We start from the raw sequence: 19,955 nt of genomic DNA, 5'->3' as shown, positions 1-19,955 counted from the left end.
AACGCGACGGTTTGCTTTCCTTCAAAGCAGATGTCTGCGGCCGATCTTCACCATGCAGCAGCGCTGTCATGCGCCGAACCTATCTTCGGGTTGCGGCGCGGGACGAAAAGCCGCCCGCAGCCCCGCGGGCTTCGACAGGAGGAAAGATGATGACGAAGACGCCATCCATGGAATTTGACCGGTTCGCTGCTGCCGAGGTGCGCGCCACGGCCAATACGTCCAAATCCGCCTCCGGCCTGCCGAAGAAGCAGGGCCTCTACGATCCCCGCAACGAACACGACGCCTGTGGCGTCGGCTTCGTCGCGCATATGAAGGGTCAGAAGTCGCACCAGATCGTCAAGGACGGCCTGTTCATGCTCGAAAACCTGACGCATCGCGGCGCCGTCGGCGCCGATCCGCTGATGGGCGACGGTGCCGGCATCCTGGTGCAAATTCCCGACCGTTTCTTCCGCGAGGAGATGGCCGCGCAAGGCATCACGCTGCCGCCGGCCGGCGAATATGGCGTCGGTCATATTTTCATGCCGCGCGATGAAAAGCAGATCGAGCACTTCAAGAAGGTGATCAAGGACGTCATCGCCGAGGAAGGTCAGGTCTGCATCGGTTTTCGCGACGTGCCGGTCGACAATTCCTCGCTCTCCAAGGCGCCGGCCATTGCCGCAACCGAGCCGCATCATGTGCAGGTCTTCATCGGCGCCGGCGAGCATGCCGAAAACAACGACGAGTTCGAGCGTCGGCTGTTCACACTGCGCAAGGTGATCTCCAACCGCATCTATGACGAGTTCGACGGCGAGGAGAGCAATTTCTATCCGGTATCGCTGTCGTCGGCGACGGTGGTCTACAAGGGTATGTTCCTGGCCTATCAGGTCGGCGTCTATTACAAGGACCTGTCGGATCCGCGTTTCGAAAGCGCGGTCGCCCTCGTGCACCAGCGCTTCTCCACCAACACCTTCCCGTCGTGGAAGCTGGCGCATCCCTACCGCATGGTTGCCCATAACGGCGAGATCAACACGCTGCGCGGCAACGTCAACTGGATGGCGGCGCGCCAGGCGTCGGTGTCGTCGCCGCTGTTCGGTGAGGATATCTCCAAGCTCTGGCCGATCTCCTACGAAGGACAATCGGACACGGCCTGCTTCGACAATGCGCTCGAATTCCTGGTGCGCGGCGGTTATTCGATGGCGCATGCGGTGATGATGCTGATCCCGGAAGCCTGGGCTGGCAACCAGTCGATGGCCGCCGAACGCAAGGCCTTTTACGAATATCATGCCGCCTTGATGGAGCCCTGGGACGGGCCGGCGGCCGTCGCCTTCACCGACGGCAAGCAGATCGGTGCGACGCTCGACCGCAACGGCCTGCGACCGGCGCGCTACCTCGTCACCGATGACGACCGCGTCATCATGGCGTCGGAAGCCGGCGTGCTGCCGGTTCCGGAGGAGAGGATCATTCAGAAGTGGCGCCTGCAGCCGGGCAAGATGCTGCTGATCGATATGGAAGAAGGCCGCATCATCTCCGACGACGAGGTGAAGTCGCAGCTGGCGACGGCGCATCCCTATCGCAGCTGGCTCGGCCGCACCCAGCTTATCCTGGAAGAACTGAAGCCGGTGGAGCCGCGGGCGCTGCGCCGCGACGTGTCGCTGCTCGACCGTCAGCAGGCCTTCGGTTACACGCTCGAAGACACCCGCATCCTGATGTCGCCGATGGCGACGACGGGCCAGGAGGCGATCGGCTCGATGGGCACGGACACGCCGATCTCCGCGATGTCGGAAAAGCCGAAGCTGCTCTACACCTATTTCAAGCAGAACTTCGCGCAGGTGACGAACCCGCCGATCGACCCGATCCGCGAGGAACTGGTGATGAGCCTCGTCTCCTTCATCGGGCCGCGGCCGAACATTCTCGACCACGAGGGTGCGGCGAACGCCAAGCGGCTCGAGGTGCGTCAGCCGATCCTGACCAACGGCGATCTCGAGAAAATCCGCTCGATCGGTCATACGGAAGACCGTTTCGACACCAAGACGCTGGATTTCACCTATGATATCGAGCGCGGCGCGGCTGGCATGCCCGAGATGCTCGACCGGCTCTGCGAGCGCGCGGAAGCCGCCGTCAAGGGCGGCTACAACATCATCGTGCTCTCCGACCGCCAGATCGGGCCGGACCGGATCGCCATTCCTGCGTTGCTTGCCACAGCGGCGGTGCACCATCACCTGATCCGCAAGGGGCTTCGCACCTCGGTCGGTCTCGTCGTCGAGACCGGCGAACCACGCGAGGTCCATCATTTCTGCCTGCTTGCCGGCTATGGCGCGGAGGCGATCAATCCGTACCTCGCCTTCGACACGCTGCTCGACATGCATGCCAAGGGCGAATTCCCGAAGGAAGTGGATGCCACCGAAGTCGTCTACCGCTACATCAAGGCGGTCGGCAAAGGCATCCTCAAGGTCATGTCGAAGATGGGCATCTCGACCTATCAGTCCTATTGCGGCGCGCAGATCTTCGATGCGATCGGCCTGCAGTCGGAGTTCATCGACAAGTATTTCTTCGGCACCGCGACGATGATCGAAGGCGTCGGCCTCGAGGCGATCGCGGCGGAGACCGTCGACCGCCATACCGCGGCCTTCGGCGCGGATCCGCTGCTTGCCACGACGCTCGACATCGGCGGCGAATATGCCTACCGCATGCGCGGCGAAAGCCATGCCTGGACGCCCGATGCAGTCGCCGCCCTTCAGCATGCCGTGCGCGGCAATGCCGAGGACCGCTACCGCGAATTCGCCGATATGGTGAACAATTCGGCGCTGCGCATGAACACGATCCGCGGGCTCTTCAGCGTCAGGAGCGCCGAGGCGCTCGGACGCAAGCCGGTTTCGATCGACGAGGTCGAGCCGGCGGCCGATATCGTCAGGCGTTTCTCGACCGGGGCGATGTCCTTCGGCTCGATCTCCAGGGAGGCGCATACGACGCTGGCGATCGCCATGAACCGGATCGGCGGCAAGTCGAACACCGGCGAGGGCGGCGAGGAATCCGACCGCTACATGCCGCTGCCCGATGGTTCGATGAACCCGGAACGTTCGGCGATCAAGCAGATCGCGTCGGGCCGCTTCGGCGTCACCACCGAATATCTCGTCAATTCCGACATGCTGCAGATCAAGGTGGCGCAGGGCGCCAAGCCCGGCGAAGGCGGCCAGCTGCCGGGTCACAAGGTCGATGCGACGGTTGCCAAGACCCGCCATTCGACGCCGGGTGTCGGCCTGATCTCGCCGCCGCCGCATCACGACATCTACTCGATCGAAGATCTGGCGCAGCTGATCTACGATCTGAAGAACGTCAACCCGACCGCGGATGTCTCGGTCAAGCTCGTCTCGGAAGTCGGCGTCGGCACGGTTGCTGCCGGCGTTGCCAAGGCACGCGCTGACCACATCACGGTCGCGGGCTTCGACGGCGGCACGGGTGCGTCGCCGCTGACCTCGCTGAAACATGCCGGCAGCCCCTGGGAAATCGGCCTTGCCGAGACCCAGCAGACGCTGGTGCTGAATGGCTTGCGTTCGCGCGTCGCGCTGCAGGTGGATGGCGGCCTGAAGACCGGCCGCGACGTCATCATCGGGGCACTGCTCGGCGCTGATGAATTCGGCTTCGCCACCGCGCCGCTGATTGCGGCCGGCTGCATCATGATGCGCAAGTGCCATCTCAACACCTGTCCGGTTGGTGTGGCGACGCAGGATCCGGTGCTGCGCAAGCGCTTCAAGGGCGCTCCGGAGCACGTCATCAACTACTTTTTCTTCGTTGCCAACGAAGTGCGCGCAATCCTCGCCTCGCTCGGGTTTACCCGGCTCGACGATATCATCGGCGCCTCGGAGCTCCTTGAGAAGGACGAGATGCTGAACCACTGGAAGGCGAAGGGCCTCGATTTCAGCCGTATCTTCCACAAGGTTGATGCTGCCAAGGAGGAGACCTTCTGGACGACCCGGCAGAAGCACCCGATCGACGATATTCTCGACCGCGCGCTGATCGAGCAGGCACAGCCGGCACTGACCGCCAAGACACCCGTTGCCTTCGAGGTCGGCATCAAGAACGTCGACCGGTCGGTGGGCGCGATGCTTTCCGGCGAAGTCGCCAAGCGTTACCGCCACCGCGGGCTGAAGGAAGACACGATCAATGTGACGCTTCGCGGCACGGCCGGCCAGAGTTTCGGCGCCTTCCTGGCGCGCGGCGTCACCTTCAACCTGATCGGCGACGGCAACGACTATGTCGGCAAGGGGCTTTCGGGCGGAAAGATCATCATCCGGCCGCCGGAGAATTCGAGGATCGTGGCCGAGAACTCGATCATCGTCGGCAACACCGTGCTTTACGGTGCGACCGAGGGTGAATGCTACTTCCGCGGTGTGGCGGGCGAGCGGTTCGCCGTGCGCAATTCGGGCGCAATCGCGATCGTCGAGGGTGTCGGCGACCATGGCTGCGAATACATGACCGGCGGCGTCGTCGTCGTGCTCGGCGCCACGGGCCGCAACTTCGCGGCCGGCATGTCCGGCGGTGTCGCCTACGTGCTCGATGAGACCGGCGATTTCGCCAGCCGCTGCAACATGGCGATGGTCGAGCTCGAGCCGGTGCCCGAGGAGGACGACATGCTGGAGAAGCTGCATCATCACGGCGGCGATCTCATGCACAAGGGACGCGTCGACGTCTCCGGCGACATGACGCGCCATGACGAGGAGCGCCTTTACCAGCTGATCTCCAACCATCTGCACTATACGGGCTCGACCCGCGCCAAGCAGATCCTCGACAGCTGGGCCGACTACCGTCCGAAGTTCCGCAAGGTCATGCCGGTCGAATACCGTCGTGCGCTCGAGGAAATGGAACGCAGTCGGATGGGCATCGCCGCGGAATGATTTGTACTGGGGCATCCGTCACCTGCTGACTGAGGTGACGGATGACGAAATATCTCGACGACCCGTGTGGAGCCGACGACGAAGGCTGTCTTGATCGCACGGATGTCTTGCAAGGGATATGATCCAATGACGGTCAAGACAAGCAACTCGCTCGGGCTACCGGGACTGACGATAGACAGATTGGCTGCGGTGAGGCGGTCATGAGGGTAAGGGACGAAAATATGGGTAAGGTAACAGGGTTTCTGGAAATCGACCGGCAAGTGGCGAAGTACCAGCCGGCGTCGGATCGTATCCGTCATTTCCGTGAGTTCACGATCCCGATGTCGGACCTGGAAGTGCAGAAACAGGCTGCGCGCTGCATGGACTGTGGCATCCCCTATTGCCACGGCCCCACCGGTTGCCCGGTTCATAACCAGATCCCCGACTGGAACGACCTCGTGTACAACAACAATTGGGAAGCGGCGATCCAGAACCTGCATTCGACCAACAACTTCCCTGAATTCACCGGGCGCGTCTGCCCGGCGCCTTGCGAGGAAGCCTGTACGTTGAATCTCGAGGATGCGCCGGTTGCCATCAAGACGGTCGAGCAGGCAATCGCCGACAAGGCATACGAGCTCGGCTTCATCCGGCCGCAGCCGGCCACGGTGCATACGGGCAAGAAGGTCGCCGTGATCGGCTCCGGTCCTGCCGGCATGGCGGCCGCCCAGCAGCTCGGCCGCGCCGGCCACGAGGTGCACGTCTATGAGCGCGAGACCAAGCCGGGCGGCCTGCTGCGTTATGGCATCCCCGATTTCAAGATGGAGAAGAACTTCATCGATCGCCGTGTCGAGCAGATGAAGGGCGAGGGCGTCACCTTCCATTGCGGCGCCAATGTCGGCGTCGACGTCAAGGTCGAGCAGCTGTTGGCCGATCACGACGCCGTTCTCTACTGCGGCGGCTCCGAAACCCCGCGTGAGGCTGGCATTCCGGGCGCCGACCTTGCCGGCGTGCATGATGCGATGCCCTATCTCGTGCAGCAGAACCGCCGCGTCGGGCGCGAGAACATCGACAGCGTCGGCTGGCCGTCAGACCCGATCCTTGCCGGCGCCAAACACATCGTCGTCGTTGGTGGCGGCGATACGGCTTCGGACTGCGTCGGCACGGCGTTTCGCCAGGGAGCCGTCAAGGTCACCCAGCTCGACATTCGGCCGCAGCCGCCGGAGAAGGAAGACAAGCTTGCCGTCTGGCCCTTCTGGGCGACGAAAATGCGCACCTCCTCCTCGCAGGCCGAGGGCGCGGTGCGTGAATTCCAGGTGGCCACACTTGAATTCGTCGGCGAAGACGGCGTGCTGATCGGTGTCAAGTGCTGTGAGGTCGATGAACGCCGGCGGCCCGTTCCGGGCACCGAATTCGTCATCCGGGCCGATCTCGCCTTCATCGCCATCGGTTTCCGTGGCCCGTTCACCGGCAGCGTGCTGAAGGAGCTCGAGGGCAAGCTGACGCTCAACACCGACAAGCGCGGCTCGACCAACGTCGTCGCCAACGACCGCAACTACAAGACTTCGGTCGACAAGTTCTGGACGGCGGGCGACGTACGCCGCGGCCAATCGCTGGTGGTCTGGGCGATCCGCGAAGGCCGCCAGGCGGCGCGCGCTATCGACGAGGAATTGATGGGCTCGACCGTCCTGCCGAACTGACCGTCGGCGGCACAGACGCTCACAACACAAGAGCTCCGCCCTACGGCGGAGTTTTATAGTAAAGCGCTGCGTGTCCTGTCGGCGCGCAAGGACGCTTTAAAGCGCGTCGGATCAAATTTGATTCATGCGACGCGCTTTAGCTCTTTGTTTTGATGCATGTCGTTATCCCGGAACCGCTGCACACTTCCGGGCGACATGCATTATCGCTTTGGACTATACCCGGGTGCGACCGCTTGACGCGCCGGCATTCGGCGCAAGCCTCAGGCAATACCGGGAAGCGAGATTTTCGCAGGACGCGGGCTCGGGAAGAGTCGGCGGCGACCGGAGCGGAGGTGCCATGCCGTTTCGGTGAAGGCATTTCACCATCGGCCGCGGGCGTTAGGGACATCGACCGCCGCGAATGTTCGACAAGGATTTTTCAAATGGTTTCTGCACTTGACAGCACGCGGCTGGTTTCTGCCCGATATGCGCTGAAAAACCTTCGCAGCTCCGATGACAGTTCGCAGGATACGCAGAGTTCGTCGGCTGCCGGTATCTTGAGCAGCTATGGGCTCGATCCGAGCTCCGCCTCGCTGCTTTCCAACCAGGCCCTGTCAGGGCTGCTCGACACGCTTTCATCCCAGAACGACACGTCCGATGCGACCGACACGACGGGCGGAAGCGCCGACGTGACCAGCGCCTCCTTCATGTCGATGCTGAAGAAGCAGCTGCAGGATGCGGCTGCGGCCGAAGGCGAGAGCGGCAAGGCCCACGACATGCTAGCCGCCCTCGAAGCGGGCACGCTGACCATCTCCGACCCGACGCAGGGCGTATCGATTGCTTCCTGGGACGTGGACGATGCCGATGAGGCGGAAACTCAGAGCAAGGACGGCAAGGAGATCGATGTCAGCGGCTGGAGCGACTTCCTCGATGCGCATCTGGAGCGCGGCGCCGACGGCGCTTTCGTCAAGGAAAACGGCAGCTATGTCGACCAGACGAACGACAGCAACGCCTTCTTCGGCCTGATCGGCTCGAACTACTATTATCTGAGCTGGCCGCAGGCGACGGCGACATAAACGGAACGACGAGCAAGGCTGGCGCACGCGGCCTTTTCATTTGACCGAGACTTCGGCCGCCGTCTTTGCCACCGGCAGGCGGTAATCATCGATGCGCCCAGGAGGCGCGGGCGTCATTTCGCCCTGCTCGACCAGCAGGTCGCGGGGCGACCGCGTCAAAGCCACAGGCGGCGGCCTTGCGCCGAGAAGCTCGGCGCCGCCGTCGAGATTGGGATCGGAGAGGCTGATCGGCACGGTGTGTTCGGCCGGATTGGCGGGAAGGCCGAGACCGGGCAGATTGCTGGAGTCGAGGCGAACCAGATCGGGACTTGCCTGCGTGCCGAGAAGACGCCGTGCCGGTTTTTCCACATAGAAGGCGAGCTTGCGCCGACCGGCCTGGGTAAGGTTGATGCCATCGGATGTGCGCAGTCTGACCTGCTGGCCGTTCACATCCGAACCGGTGACGATGAAGTTGCTGTTTTCATCGACGAAACCATCCCAGATATCGACGAATTCACCACCGATGCTTTCGACCTGATTACGGTAGAGCTGGTTCATCTGGACGGCATCGGCCGTCATCTGATCGGATTCGAAGGCGGGAAGGCCGACCCAGAGCAGCGGGATCTTGCGGTCGGTAACTTGCCTGCCGAAGGAGAGAACACGGCGGCGGTATTCGGTAAACCAGCTATCGGTGCGGAATTTTTCCTTGGCCGTATCGGTCATCATCTGCTGGCGATCGTTGGCGCCGATCATCACGACGACCATTGCCGGCTTCAGCTCGTCGATCATCTTCGGCAGTTGTTCCGGCCAGTCGTAATAATCGTCGCGGACGAGACCCGATGAGACATTGCCGCGGGCTTCAACGACAACCCCCGGCGAGGTCTCGAAGGCGGCAGTGAGGCCGTCGCCAAGGCCGCTGGCCAGGAAATCGCCGACGATCAGGATCTTCTTGGCGTCGCCGAGCTTCTGCACCACCGGCTCCTCCTGCACGGGCGCGCGGAGCGGCGGCGCGGTGCGGGTGTTGACGACGGCTTTCTGCGACGGCGGTCGCTTGTGCTGCTGGCGCCTCGGCTGCGGGACGTCGGGGGCTTGCGGGCCGTCGTCGAGATAGCGCCGGCCGAGGAAGAAATCGAGGATCGAACGCCGCTGGTAGCGCTGCTCCTGCGCTTCCGCAATATGCACCGGCGCAAGGGCGCCGAGGCATAGCGAAGCGGCCGCCACGGCGAGCATGAGCCAACGGATTGGGGTTCGATCAGTTTTATTCGTCATGGGCAGTTCCGCATCTGCCGGCATCTTGCACGCAGGGTAGGCCAGCGTCCACTCCCGCTGCTATGTAGGTCACGGTTCTGCCAGTTGTAGGGCATATGCGGAAAAGTATGTGTGGTCTTCGGGCGGCATCATACCCTATTTCCTTGATTCAAAGGCGGATTCAGGTTCCGTTCGATCCGGTCGGGATCATCAGGTCTAGCGGCGTAGTGCGTTCAGAAGCGGCAGCGAGGGCTCGCCATCCGGCTGCATTCCGATGCGCGACTGCGCGGCTGAGATCGCCGCCTTCGAACCCGAGCCGAAATTGCCGTCGACCTCGCCATTGTAATAGCCGAGCGTCTTCAGGCGGGTCTGCAGCTCGAATTTCTCGGTGACGTCAAGGGCGCCGTCCGGGCGCGGCCAGCGCTGCTGCAGGCCGCCGTAGCCGGCGATCTGGTCGGCGAGCAGGCCGACGGCAAGCGCATAGCTGTCCGACGCATTGTAGTTCTTGATGGTGAAGAAGTTGGCGGTCATCAGGAAGCCTGGGCCGCCGGCGCCAGCCGGCATCTTCAGCATGGCCTTGGTGGTGCTCTCTCGGAAAGCCTTGCCGTTCGGGCGTGCCAGGCCGAGTGCCGCCCATTGGGCCAGTGTGTGGGTTTTGCCGGCCTGATTGGCGGCTGCGGCGGGAACGACAACCTCGTAGCCCCAGGTCTTGCCGGTGTCCCAGCCGTTCTTCATCAGAAGATTGGCCGAGGTCGCCAGTGCATCGGGCACCGAGTTCCAGATGTCGCGATGGCCGTTGCCATCGGCATCGACAGCATAAAGCAGGTAGCTTGTCGGAATGAACTGGGTGTGGCCCATGGCGCCGGCCCAGGAGCCGGTCATCTCGCGTGCCGGCACATCGCCGTTCTGCAGGATCTTCAGCGCGGCGACCAGCTGCTTCTTGGCGAATTTGGCGCGGCTCGGATCGGCATAGCCAAGCGTTGCGAGCGCCCGCGGCACGTAGTGCAGCCGGTCGTCCTTGTCGAGGATTGCGCCGTAATTCGATTCCATCGACCAGATGGCCAAGAGAATGGTCTTGTCGACGCCGAATCGCCGCTCGATCGCATCGAGCGTTCTTGCGTGCTTAACGGCCATCTCGCGGCCGATCTTGATCGTATAGGGATTGACACGGGAATCGACGTAGTCCCAGATTTTCGAAGTGAATTCCGGCTGGTAGGCCGCCTTTTCGAGCACGGTCGGATCGGGCTCGGTCACTCCGGAAAAGGCCTTTTGATAAGTTGCCTTACTGATGCCACTCTGAGCGGCAGTTTGGTAAAAATCCGCGATCCATTTCTGGAACCGGGAATCGGCTTTCGCGTTGTCAGGAACCAGCCCGACCTGGGCGGCGACAACGAGGGCGAGAGCAAGACCACGAAGGGAGTATTTGTGATTCTGGGTCATCGACAATCGTATCCGTCATCTTCAGTTTCCGGTGCAGCGGGGCATCATGTCCGCCCAAACCCGAGACTACAGGAACGGAGTCAACAAATTCTTTACCATGGCGATCCGCTGCGGTCACCATTTGCAAAACCGTAGCAATTCTATACTAGTTAAAGCTAAAAAGCTCCATTTCCAAGCGATATGATCGAACCAGGAGGCCGCGTGTGGCTCAACACAATAAAGTTCGTAAAGCAGTATTTCCGGTTGCGGGGTTAGGAACGCGATTCCTACCGGCAACCAAGGCTGTTCCGAAGGAAATGTTGACCGTCGTCGACAAGCCAATCATTCAATATGTCGTCGATGAGGCGATCGAGGCCGGGATCGAACATCTGGTTTTCGTCACCGGACGCAACAAGCACGTCATCGAAGATTATTTCGACATCCATTTCGAGTTGGAGCAGACGCTGCGCGAGCGCGCCAAGAAGGCCGAGATAACCCTTCTCGCCCAGCAATTGCCGAAGGCCGGCACGGTGAGCTTTACCCGCCAGCAGGAGCCGCTCGGCCTCGGCCACGCGGTTTGGTGCGCCCGCGAAATCGTCGGTGACGAGCCCTTCGCACTGTTGCTGCCCGATATGATCATGAAGGGCGACAAGGGCTGCATGAAGGGCATGATCGACCTCTACGGCCAGAGCGGCGGCAATATCATCGCCGTTGAGGAATGCGCGCCCGACCAGGCCCATAAATACGGCATCGTCGGCGTCGGCGAGGCGATCGGCGATGGCTTCCGAATCACCGGCATGGTGGAAAAGCCTGCCAAGGGGACAGCGCCTTCCAACTTCTTCATCAACGGTCGCTACATCCTGCAGCCGGAGATCTTCAAGATCCTCGAAACCCAGGAGCGTGGCGCCGGCAATGAGATCCAGCTTACCGACGGCATGCTGAAGCTGCTGAAGGAGCAGGATTTCGCCGGTTACCACTTCCGCGGCGCGACCTACGACTGCGGCGCCAAGGATGGCTTCATCCTGGCAAACGTCGCCTTCGCTCTCGAACGCGACGATATCCGCCCGACCGTCGAAGGCGGCTTCAAGGAATTGCTCGCCGGTCTGAAGTAACCTTCCCGCACAGCATATAAATGATAGAGCGCCGCGTATCCTCCCAGATGCGTGGCGTTTTTGCATCCCTAAATTAAAGCGCGTCGCACTTAGCTTGATTCATGCGACGCGCTTTAGCTCTTTGTTTTTGTGTATGTCGTTATCCGGGAACCGCCGCACACTTCCCGGCGACATGCATTAGCGCTTCAACTTGAGACCAACGCCGGCTCGCAATTGCTGCGAATCGGTGCCTTCCTTGCGCGTTGTCAGCTCGTAACCGAGCGTGCTGGTCAAATCGAGATAGCGGTTGATGTTCCAGGTCAGACCGGTCGCGGCGGTATAGACGAGTTCGTCATTGATGGTGCTATCTGTGGGATAATCGCGCCACGTTACCCCGCCGATCATCGTCCCGACCAGATTGTCGCGCAGCTGGTGGGTGACCGTCGTCGTCAGCGCGTGCGAGACGTAGCCGCTTTCGCCCGCCGTGGTCGAGGGCTGGATGCTCGTCTGCAGGTCGAGATTGACGTCGGTGCCGCGGATCGGCGACCAGAGCAGGCTCGCATCGAGCGTGGCGGTATCGATCGAGGACAGGCGGCTGTCTTCGAAATTCGCCATCTCGTAGCCGACACCGACTTCACCCTTCAGCTTTTCGCCGAGGTCGACCTCGACGCCTGCCTTGGCGCCATAGGCGTGGCCAGAACGCTCATAGCCGGCGGAATCGCGCGTCTCGTCATAGACACTCCGGCCGATCGTCGCCTCGATGAAGGGGATGAGCGCGGGGGACAGCTCGTAACCGACGCGGCCGCGCAGCGTGCCAGCCGTCTGGTTGCGGTCGCTCAGCTCAACGGTCGTGCCGTTCGCAAGCGTGGCATCCGAATAGATCGAGCGGGTCAGTGCCAGTGCCGTCGTGCCGCGCAGGATGCCGAAATCGCGTTGGACTGAGGCGCCCGCGCTAAACTCCTGCACATCAGACTGCTGTGCTGCGTTGGCGATGGCCTCGGGATCGTCCGTATCCTCGCGGTAGAAATTGTACCCGGCGGTGAGATGCGCGACCGTATCGTCGGAAAGATCCAGCCGGAGGTCGCCGTTGACTTTGAAGGACGGCTGCTCCTCGCCCTCGCCGCTGATATTCCTCTGCCAGGCGCCTTCCGAAGTTACGGTCAGCTGATGCCGGCCCCAGTCCGAGGTCAGGGTCGCGGCTGCGTCCGTTTCGAGGAAGGCGCGCCGTTGCCTGGTGTTGCCGTCCTTGGTGGTCTCGGTGTTGATGCTCTGGGTGACGCTCGGGCGGAGCACGAACGTGCCGATCGGAATGCCCGGCGTTTCGGCCGCCGAGGCACTTTCGGCAGTCCTACGGCGCGGCAGCGTCTCGTCGATCGGCGTTTCGCGTGTGTTCAGCCGGCGGATGTCGTCGTCGAGGATGGAGCCGGTAATGTCGTCGCTGGCTTGCGCATCCGGTATCGCCGGCCTCTGCTGGGCATCGTCCGCGTTCGCGGATGTGCCGTTTGTCGCGGGCGTGGCGGTATCGTCGGTCTCGTCATCAAAACCGGCAGCATTGTTCGTGGTGCGATAGTCCTGAGAGGCCGTGGAGCGCCTGTTTGCCGTGCCTGCCGGCTGCGGCGAGGCGGACTGTGCAAAGGCTGTCTGACCGAGCAGCAGACTGCAGAACGCGACAAACGAGACGGCACGGCTCATGGCGCGGAGCGGCGTCACACTGCTCGTCTGTTTTGGCTGGCCCATGCAATTCGCGCCTGACATGCTTTCGGTTCTTACCCAAAGGTAAAGCCTCGTGGTTAATCATTCGTTGCCGGCGGCGGGCGCTGTTCACATTTCGGAAAGAGTGCGGGGTGGACTTGGAAAGTGAAAAGGTCTAACGCAATTTCATGAACAGAAGAGCGATAAACCTCGTTGAAAACAGCGTGCTCGAATCGGCAAAACGCACGATAGAGACCGAAAGACGCGGTCTTGAAGCGCTTGAACAGGCCTTTGACAATGGATTGGCCGGTCCTTTCACGCGCGCCATTGAAGTGATCGGCGACATCTCGGGGCGGGTCATCGTCACCGGCGTCGGCAAAAGCGGACATATCGGCGCCAAGCTCGCGGCGACGTTCGCTTCAACGGGGACACCTGCCTTTTTCGTGCATGCGGCGGAGGCCAATCACGGCGACCTCGGCATGATCGCGCGCGACGACGTCGTGTTGGCGATTTCCAAAGGCGGCGAGAGTGCTGAGCTCAAGAGCATCATTTCCTTCACGCGGCGCTTCTCCATTCCGCTGATCGCGATCACTTGCAGCGACCGTTCCTCGCTTGCGACCGCCGCCGATATCGTCCTTCTCGTGCCGAATGAGCAGGAGGCCTGCCCGAATGGGCTGGCGCCGACGACCTCGACGCTGATGCAGCTTGCGATCGGTGATGCGCTGGCGGTGGCGCTGTTGGAGGCGCGCGGTTTTACCGCGACGGACTTCCACGTGTTCCATCCCGGCGGCAAGCTGGGGGCGAGCCTGATGCACGTCGCCGATATCATGCATACCGGCGAGCGGCTGCCGCTCGTTGCCAAGGGCACACCGATGCCGGAGGCGATCACGGTGCTGTCGCGCAAGCATTTCGGTTGCGTCGGCGTGCTTGACGAGGATGGGCGGCTCTGCGGGATCGTCACCGAAGGCGACATGGCGCGCAACCTGACCCGCAATCTCTCCGAACTTGCCGTCGACGACATCATGACGCGGACGCCGAAAACCGTGAAGTCGACGGTGCTGGCGACCGCCGCCCTGGCGTTGCTCAACCAGCATCACATCGGCGCGCTGATCGTCACCGACGACGACCGCAGGCCGGTCGGACTGGTGCATTTCCATGACCTACTGCGGATTGGCGTCGCCTGAGGCGCGCCGCGATCCAACGGGTTCACTTCCTGCGCTTTAGGTCTTTGTTTTTGCTCGATCAGACAGGTTCGACTGTGAGGTCGCGGCCGTTGCTCGAAACCACCTTCACCTGCGTTCCGACGGGCAGGTCCGGTCCCATCACCTGCCATAGCGTATCGTCGAGGCGGATGCGGCCGCGGCCCTCGCTGATCGGTTCGTGCAGCGTCGCGGTGCGGCCGACGAGGCTCGCGCCGCGCTGATTGAGGAAGGGCTCGTCGGTCGTGGAATTGCGCAGCGTCAGCCGACGGCCGGCGAACGTCGTGGCTACCGCGAGCAGCGCAAAAAGGATCGCCTGCAGCTCCCAGACCCAGAAGGCGCTGTCCCAGAAGAGCAGCGACAGCGCGCCGACGATCAAGGCGGCCAGGCCGATCCAGACCAGGAAGAAGCCGGGTACGATCATTTCCGCGGCGAGCAGCACGAGGCCTGCGACCCACCAACTCCACGGACCAAGTTCGGCGACGATCTTCGCCAGCATGGCTTATCGCTCCGGATCGGGATTGAAAGGATTGGGGGTCGACGGATTGATCGGCGGCGTCGAGCGCGCCGGCGCGGGGCGCGGACGCGACAAGGGTGGCAGCGTTGCCGGGTTGTTGCCGGCATCGCCGAAGACTTCGCGGGCAATGGCGCCGATGCCGCCGAGCGAGCTGAGGATGGACGAGGCTTCCATCGGCATCATCACGATCTTGGAATTGGATGCGGAGCCGATCGAGGTGAGCGCCTCGGTGTATTTCTGCGCAACGAAATAATTGATCGCCTGAATGTCGCCGGCGGCGATCGCTTCGGAGACCATCTTGGTCGCTTTGGCTTCAGCCTCGGCCAGGCGTTCGCGAGCTTCAGCATTGCGGAAGGCGGCCTCGCGCTGGCCTTCGGCCTGGAGAATGGCCGATTGCTTGGCGCCTTCGGCCCTGAGGATCTGCGCGTTGCGCGAGCCCTCGGCTTCCAGCACCTGGGCGCGCTTCTCGCGCTCGGCCTTCATCTGGCGAGCCATGGCATCGACGAGGTCGCGCGGCGGCTGGATGTCCTTGATCTCGACACGAGTGACCTTGATGCCCCAGGGATGCACGGCCTCGTCGACGACGCGCAGCAGCCGGTCGTTGATTGCATCGCGGTTGGAAAGCAGCTCGTCGAGATCCATCGAGCCCATGACCGAGCGGATGTTGGTCATGGTCAGATTGAGGATGGCATTTTCGAGATTGGCGACCTGATAGGCGGCCTGGGCGGCGTTCAGCACCTGATAGAAGGAGACGGCATCGGCCGAGACCGAGGCATTGTCCTTGGTAATCACCTCCTGGGTCGGCACGCTCAGCACCTGCTCCATCACGTTCAACCGGGCGCCGACACGCTCGATGAAGGGAGTGATCAGGTTAAGTCCGGGCTCCAGCGTGCGGGTATAACGCCCGAAGCGCTCGATCGTATAGCGGTAGCCCTGCGGCACGGTTTTGATCCCGGCAAAGAGCACCAGAATGACGAAAATGACCAGCACGATCACGACGATATCGAAGCCGCCGAACAGCATGAAAAATTCCTCTCATCCGCGCATGCGCGCGCGTGCACACCATAGATGTGGTGAGTTAGCATGTTCTTTGCGAGGAGGAAACGACACACGCATGCCCACCTCCCATCCAAGTGGAAAGAAGGTTTGGTCTTGCAATGCCCATTCGGGCTGTCGCCGGCTAACCGTGCAGTGCTGCCTTCTGAAAACGGTTTCTCAGACCCAGCCCTGCAATTCGCGGCGGACGACCTTTTCCAGCACCGTCATGCCGTCCTCTCCGTCGTTGAGGCAGGGGATATGCGCGAACGTCTCGCCGCCGTTCTCATGGAAGGAATGAGCAGCCTGTTCGGCGATCTCCTCCAGCGTCTCCAGACAGTCGGAGACGAAGCCGGGATTGATGACAGCGATGCGCTTGACGCCGTCCTTGGCAAGCTTCTCCACTGTCTTGTCTGTATAGGGCTGCAGCCATTCCTCCGGCCCGAATCGGGACTGGAAGGTGACCATGAAGTTTTCCTTGGTGAGCCCGAGCCGCTCGCGCAGCAGCCGGCCGGTCTTCTGGCATTGGCAGTAATAGGGATCGCCCTGCTTGAAATAGGATATCGGAATGCCGTGGAAGGAGGCGAGCAGCATTTCGGGCTTCCAGTCGAGCGTCGAAAGATGCCGTTCGACAGACTTCGCGAGCGCCTCGATATAGGTCTCGTCGTCGTGATAGGCGGGCACGGTGCGCAGCGCCGGCTGCCAACGCATCGAGAGCAGCTTCTGGAAGGCCTTGTCGTTGACCGTGGCGGTCGTTGCCGCCGCATATTGCGGATAGAGCGGGAAGAGCACGATGCGGTCGCAACCCTCTTGCTTCAGCGCCTCGATGCGCGAAGCGATCGACGGGGTGCCGTAGCGCATCGCCCAGTCGACCTTGACGTTATCAAGATCCCTCAGGCGCCCGGTCATCAACTCCGACTGGTTGCGCGTGTAGGTGCGGAGATAGCTTTCGTTCTTCTCCTTGTTCCAGATCAGCTCATAGGCCTTGCCGACTTTCTGCGGGCGGGTGTTGAGCACGATGCCGAACAGGATCGGATACCACTTCCAGGGCGACCATTCGATGACGCGGCGATCGGTCAGGAATTCCCTGAGATAGCTGCGCATCGAGGTATAATCGGTGCCGTCGGGCGTGCCGAGATTGACCAGAAGGACACCCACCTTGCCTGACTTGACGGCCGGATGGTCCGCCGGGCGGTGTGAAAGATCTGCTGTCATTTGGCCCCAACGCTCTCTTTTCTGTCTCGTCGGCTCATACGCAGCCTGGAGATCTTGGTTCACCCTATAGAAAGAAAAACCGGCCCGGGAAACCCCGGACCGGTCATGGCAATCGGGACAAATTGTCTTATTTTGCCGGAACTTCGATCTCTTTGCCGACCGTCAGGTGGCGTGGGTTCGGACTGCCGTTGGCCTCCGAAAGCTTCCGCCATAGCGTGCCGTCGCCATAGAAGGTCACGGCGAGATCCCAGAAGGTGTCGCCCGCGGCGATCACGTAGGTGGACGGCGCCGTTGCGGCGGGTGCCGACGCCGGTACCGGTTCCGCAGTAGGCGCGGGTGCGGCCGGCGTGGCCGGAGCTGGCGCTGCCGCAGGGGCGGGGGCAGGTTCGGTGGTTGGTGCAGGTGCTGCCGGCGTCGCCGGAGCAGCGGGTTCGGCGGCGGGGGCCTGCGCCACAACCGCGGCGATTTCGGTGACGCGGCCGTCGGTATAGGGTTTATACGGTGAGTGGGCTGCCAGATATTCGGCGGTCACGTCGGCGAGATCCGGGCCAAAATCATAGGCGTTCTTGCCGTCCTTAAAGATCGAATAGCCATCGCCGCCGGCCCGCATAAAATTGTTGGTGGCGACCTTGTAGGTCTTACCAGGGTCGATCGGGGCGGAGTTGTCGCCCTCCTTCACCTGGACATCGCTGACGCGGCTGCCGACAGGTTTGGACTGGTCGAAGGAGAATTTCAGGCCGGCGACCTGCGGGAAGCGGCCGGCGCCCTGATCGATCTGGCTGACGCCGTTTTCAAGCGCCTTGACGACATCTGCGCCGGTTGCCTCGAACGTGGCAAGCGTGTTCTGGAAAGGCAGGACGGTGATGACTTCGCCCTGGGTGACCTCGCCGCCGTCGATCGAAGCACGCAGACCGCCGCCATTCTGGACGGCGATGGTAACGCCTTGGTTTTTGGTGCGGTCGAGCATGGCGTCGGCCACCAGATTGCCCATCGAGCATTCCTTGACGCGACAGACCTTGCGGTCGCCCTCGATCGGGGCCTCGGAGGAACCGATGACCTTCTTGCGCAATTCTTCGATCGGTTTGGCCAGTTCGGTGATGCGGGCAACGACGGCCGGATCGGGCGTAAAGGTTGAATCGATCAGGATCGGATCGCCCTTGGCATCCTTGACGACGCCGCTATCGTCGAAATTGACGACGAGATCGCCGAGATATTTGCTGTAAGAGGCAGCCTGAACGACCGGCACCTTGTAGCCACCGGGATTGTCGACCATCGTCGGGTAGGGGCCTTCAGCCTTTGGATCGGTATTGGAGAGCAGGCTATGGGAGTGGCCGCCGACAACGACATCGACGTCTGGGATCTTGGCGATCAAAGCGAGATCGCGGGGGTAACCAACATGGGTCAACGCGATGATCTTGTTGACACCCTGGCCCTTCAGATCCTGAACGGCGGAGGTTATCGCCTGGACGTCATCGGCGATCGTGACATTCGGGCCGGGGGAGGAAAGTTCGGCCGTATCATTGGTGACGGCGCCGACAATACCGATCTTCTGGCCGCCGACATCGAGCACCAGCGACGGCTTGATGCGGTCGCCGAGCTTGGAGGCGGCTGTCGCCTTAACGTTCGCCGTCACGACAGGGAACTGCACCTTGTCGAGGAAGGTCGCAAGCCCGTCCTCGCTGTCGTCGAATTCATGGTTGCCGACGGTCATGGCGTCGAACTTCATCAGGTTCAGGAATTCGGCTTCGGCAGCGCCCTTATAGGTCGTGTAGAAGAGCGAGCCCTGGAAATTGTCCCCGGCATTCAGGAGGACGAGGTTCTTGCCCGACAGCGCCTGACGCCGCTGGTCGATCGCGACCTTCAGGCGGGCAGCACCCCCGAAGCATTCGTTCTTGCCTTCTTCCTCGGCCGAGCAGGTGGAGTCGAACTTGTTGATCGATTCGATGCGCGAATGGAAATCGTTAATATGAAGAATATTGAGTTCGTAATCCGCAAAGGCAGCGCCCGCGCTCAGCGCCAGCATGGACGCGGTCAAAAGACCGAAGCTGAAAGACTTCGTCATCCCTGTTCTCCTGATTGGGCGAGAGATCCCCCTGAACCTCGCCGATCCCTTCATAGTCCGCCGGGGGCGGTCCCGGCCTGCGGATGTTCCATCAGAGGATGGGCGACCGCAAGAGAAAGCTGGGCTAGGCCTGACGCTTTCCAAGGGGGCAGGGCAAAAAAGCCGGTTGCTATCCCCGGCATTCGCCGGCGGCGGCATTTCGATAGAGTTCGTGCACGGCCTCCGCAATATTCGGAACCGTAGCGAGCGCGATGCTCAAACAGAGAAGGAAAATGAGGCGATTAAAGCGCCGGCCGGCTCGATAGGCAAAGAGTGCGCCGGCGCCGTAGATCAATATTGCCGGCACGGCCAACATCAGCACCTGGCCCGGTCTGTCGCAATCGGGAGCGGCGATGCCCTGGGCACGATAGACGTTGGCCGGAAAAACGACGGCAAGTGCTGCAAGCGGCAGCGCGAGCAGCAGGACGAGATAAACGGCGAGGGCGCGCATGGCGTGCTTAGCCTATCCCCCTTAGCCTCGGCGGGAAAGCGTGAATTGTGCGCCGGAATCGGAGGTGCAATTGAGCTGGCTCTGATTGACAAGGGCGCAATTCACCTTGGACTGGGTCTTACGCACCAGCGAGGTCATGTTGATCTCCACCAAGGTCGGCGAAGTGTTGATATAGGTGCCCGAGGCAAGAAGCTGGTTGCTGTCGGTCGTGCGGGTGGTGAAACTACCGCCCTGGAAGGTGGAAACGATGCCGTTCGGATCGCTCCAGTTGCCTTCGACGCCGGTGGCTGACGGCGTCATTGCAACTGGCAGGCGGCGCGGCTCTGATGAAACGCAGGCGGCAAGAGCAGCCGCTGCACCGACAAGAACGAGACCAGTTCTGATTTTCATAAAGCTTCTCCCGGCG

At 62.0% G+C, this 19,955-nt stretch carries 14 protein-coding genes; 5 read left to right on the top strand and 9 right to left on the bottom strand.

The genetic code is table 11. The features are described from left to right. Positions 1–146 precede the first annotated feature (146 nt). From gltB to HJB84_RS17010, 3 genes are all read left to right on the top strand, one after another. Positions 147–4,871 carry a glutamate synthase large subunit gene (gene gltB / locus HJB84_RS17020; RefSeq protein WP_221116427.1) on the top strand — a complete coding sequence of 1,575 codons (4,725 nt, stop codon included), beginning with the start codon at positions 147–149 and terminating at the stop codon, positions 4,869–4,871. Between the two features lie 221 nt (positions 4,872–5,092). After that, positions 5,093–6,547, top strand: a complete 1,455-nt coding sequence (locus HJB84_RS17015; protein WP_207581764.1) for a glutamate synthase subunit beta — start codon at positions 5,093–5,095, stop codon at positions 6,545–6,547. Between the two features lie 422 nt (positions 6,548–6,969). Beyond that, positions 6,970–7,602 carry a hypothetical protein gene (locus tag HJB84_RS17010; protein WP_221116426.1) on the top strand — a complete coding sequence of 211 codons (633 nt, stop codon included), beginning with the start codon at positions 6,970–6,972 and terminating at the stop codon, positions 7,600–7,602. A gap of 36 nt (positions 7,603–7,638) precedes the next feature. On the opposite strand, the gene HJB84_RS17005 is transcribed toward HJB84_RS17010, so the two are convergent. Both HJB84_RS17005 and HJB84_RS17000 read right to left on the bottom strand, forming a co-directional pair. Then, the gene (locus tag HJB84_RS17005) at positions 7,639–8,874 is read right to left on the bottom strand and encodes an SGNH family hydrolase (protein ID WP_207581762.1); all 1,236 of its coding nucleotides are present in this window, start codon (positions 8,872–8,874) and stop codon (positions 7,639–7,641) included. A gap of 171 nt (positions 8,875–9,045) precedes the next feature. Continuing rightward, the gene (locus HJB84_RS17000) at positions 9,046–10,269 is read right to left on the bottom strand and encodes a lytic murein transglycosylase (protein WP_221116424.1); all 1,224 of its coding nucleotides are present in this window, start codon (positions 10,267–10,269) and stop codon (positions 9,046–9,048) included. A 203-nt stretch (positions 10,270–10,472) separates the two neighbouring features. Here HJB84_RS17000 and galU point away from each other — a divergent pair, with 203 nt between their 5' ends. Then, positions 10,473–11,360, top strand: a complete 888-nt coding sequence (galU, locus tag HJB84_RS16995) for a UTP--glucose-1-phosphate uridylyltransferase GalU (protein ID WP_207581760.1) — start codon at positions 10,473–10,475, stop codon at positions 11,358–11,360. Positions 11,361–11,537: 177 nt separating this feature from the next. Here galU and HJB84_RS16990 read toward each other — a convergent pair whose 3' ends face one another. Then, complete coding sequence (locus HJB84_RS16990) at positions 11,538–13,076, bottom strand: outer membrane beta-barrel protein (RefSeq protein WP_207581759.1); 1,539 nt, start codon at positions 13,074–13,076, stop codon at positions 11,538–11,540. A 143-nt stretch (positions 13,077–13,219) separates the two neighbouring features. On the opposite strand from HJB84_RS16990, the gene HJB84_RS16985 reads away from it, so the two are divergent. Next, complete coding sequence (locus tag HJB84_RS16985) at positions 13,220–14,215, top strand: SIS domain-containing protein (protein ID WP_207581758.1); 996 nt, start codon at positions 13,220–13,222, stop codon at positions 14,213–14,215. A 58-nt stretch (positions 14,216–14,273) separates the two neighbouring features. Here the strand turns inward: HJB84_RS16985 and HJB84_RS16980 are convergent, their stop codons facing one another. The 6 genes from HJB84_RS16980 to omp10 all read right to left on the bottom strand — a co-directional run bounded on the left by HJB84_RS16980 (position 14,274) and on the right by omp10 (position 19,939). Further along, a complete protein-coding gene (locus tag HJB84_RS16980; RefSeq protein WP_207581757.1) occupies positions 14,274–14,729 on the bottom strand; it encodes an NfeD family protein in 456 nt (151 codons plus the stop codon). Positions 14,730–14,732: 3 nt separating this feature from the next. Further along, positions 14,733–15,770, bottom strand: a complete 1,038-nt coding sequence (locus tag HJB84_RS16975) for an SPFH domain-containing protein (RefSeq protein ID WP_207581756.1) — start codon at positions 15,768–15,770, stop codon at positions 14,733–14,735. A gap of 192 nt (positions 15,771–15,962) precedes the next feature. Further along, positions 15,963–16,997 (bottom strand): ferrochelatase, encoded by a 1,035-nt coding sequence (gene hemH / locus HJB84_RS16970; RefSeq protein ID WP_221116423.1) that lies wholly within the window; start codon positions 16,995–16,997, stop codon positions 15,963–15,965. A 127-nt stretch (positions 16,998–17,124) separates the two neighbouring features. Beyond that, positions 17,125–19,059: a bifunctional UDP-sugar hydrolase/5'-nucleotidase gene (locus HJB84_RS16965; protein WP_221116422.1), complete on the bottom strand. Its 1,935-nt coding sequence runs from the start codon at positions 19,057–19,059 to the stop codon at positions 17,125–17,127. Positions 19,060–19,228: 169 nt separating this feature from the next. After that, on the bottom strand, positions 19,229–19,549 hold the full coding sequence (locus HJB84_RS16960; RefSeq protein ID WP_207581753.1) for a hypothetical protein: 321 nt from the start codon (positions 19,547–19,549) through the stop codon (positions 19,229–19,231). Positions 19,550–19,570: 21 nt separating this feature from the next. Then, the gene (gene omp10 / locus HJB84_RS16955) at positions 19,571–19,939 is read right to left on the bottom strand and encodes an outer membrane lipoprotein Omp10 (RefSeq protein WP_207581752.1); all 369 of its coding nucleotides are present in this window, start codon (positions 19,937–19,939) and stop codon (positions 19,571–19,573) included. Positions 19,940–19,955 lie beyond the last annotated feature (16 nt).

Origin of the sequence: Rhizobium sp. NZLR1b (genome assembly GCF_019685155.1) — a bacterium.
Taxonomy (GTDB): domain Bacteria; phylum Pseudomonadota; class Alphaproteobacteria; order Rhizobiales; family Rhizobiaceae; genus Rhizobium.
This window is presented reverse-complemented; position numbering and strand designations above follow the sequence as displayed.

Coding starts and splice junctions, on each gene's coding strand:
- HJB84_RS16985 (WP_207581758.1), top strand. CDS start 13,220: ATGAACAGAAGAGCGATAAACCTCGTTGAAAACAGCGTGCTCGAATCG.
- gltB (WP_221116427.1), top strand. CDS start 147: ATGATGACGAAGACGCCATCCATGGAATTTGACCGGTTCGCTGCTGCC.
- HJB84_RS17010 (WP_221116426.1), top strand. CDS start 6,970: ATGGTTTCTGCACTTGACAGCACGCGGCTGGTTTCTGCCCGATATGCG.
- HJB84_RS16965 (WP_221116422.1), bottom strand. CDS start 19,059: ATGACGAAGTCTTTCAGCTTCGGTCTTTTGACCGCGTCCATGCTGGCG.
- HJB84_RS16975 (WP_207581756.1), bottom strand. CDS start 15,770: ATGCTGTTCGGCGGCTTCGATATCGTCGTGATCGTGCTGGTCATTTTC.
- omp10 (WP_207581752.1), bottom strand. CDS start 19,939: ATGAAAATCAGAACTGGTCTCGTTCTTGTCGGTGCAGCGGCTGCTCTT.
- HJB84_RS17000 (WP_221116424.1), bottom strand. CDS start 10,269: ATGACCCAGAATCACAAATACTCCCTTCGTGGTCTTGCTCTCGCCCTC.
- HJB84_RS16990 (WP_207581759.1), bottom strand. CDS start 13,076: ATGGGCCAGCCAAAACAGACGAGCAGTGTGACGCCGCTCCGCGCCATG.
- HJB84_RS17005 (WP_207581762.1), bottom strand. CDS start 8,874: ATGCCGGCAGATGCGGAACTGCCCATGACGAATAAAACTGATCGAACC.
- HJB84_RS16960 (WP_207581753.1), bottom strand. CDS start 19,549: ATGCGCGCCCTCGCCGTTTATCTCGTCCTGCTGCTCGCGCTGCCGCTT.
- hemH (WP_221116423.1), bottom strand. CDS start 16,997: ATGACAGCAGATCTTTCACACCGCCCGGCGGACCATCCGGCCGTCAAG.
- HJB84_RS17015 (WP_207581764.1), top strand. CDS start 5,093: ATGGGTAAGGTAACAGGGTTTCTGGAAATCGACCGGCAAGTGGCGAAG.
- HJB84_RS16980 (WP_207581757.1), bottom strand. CDS start 14,729: ATGCTGGCGAAGATCGTCGCCGAACTTGGTCCGTGGAGTTGGTGGGTC.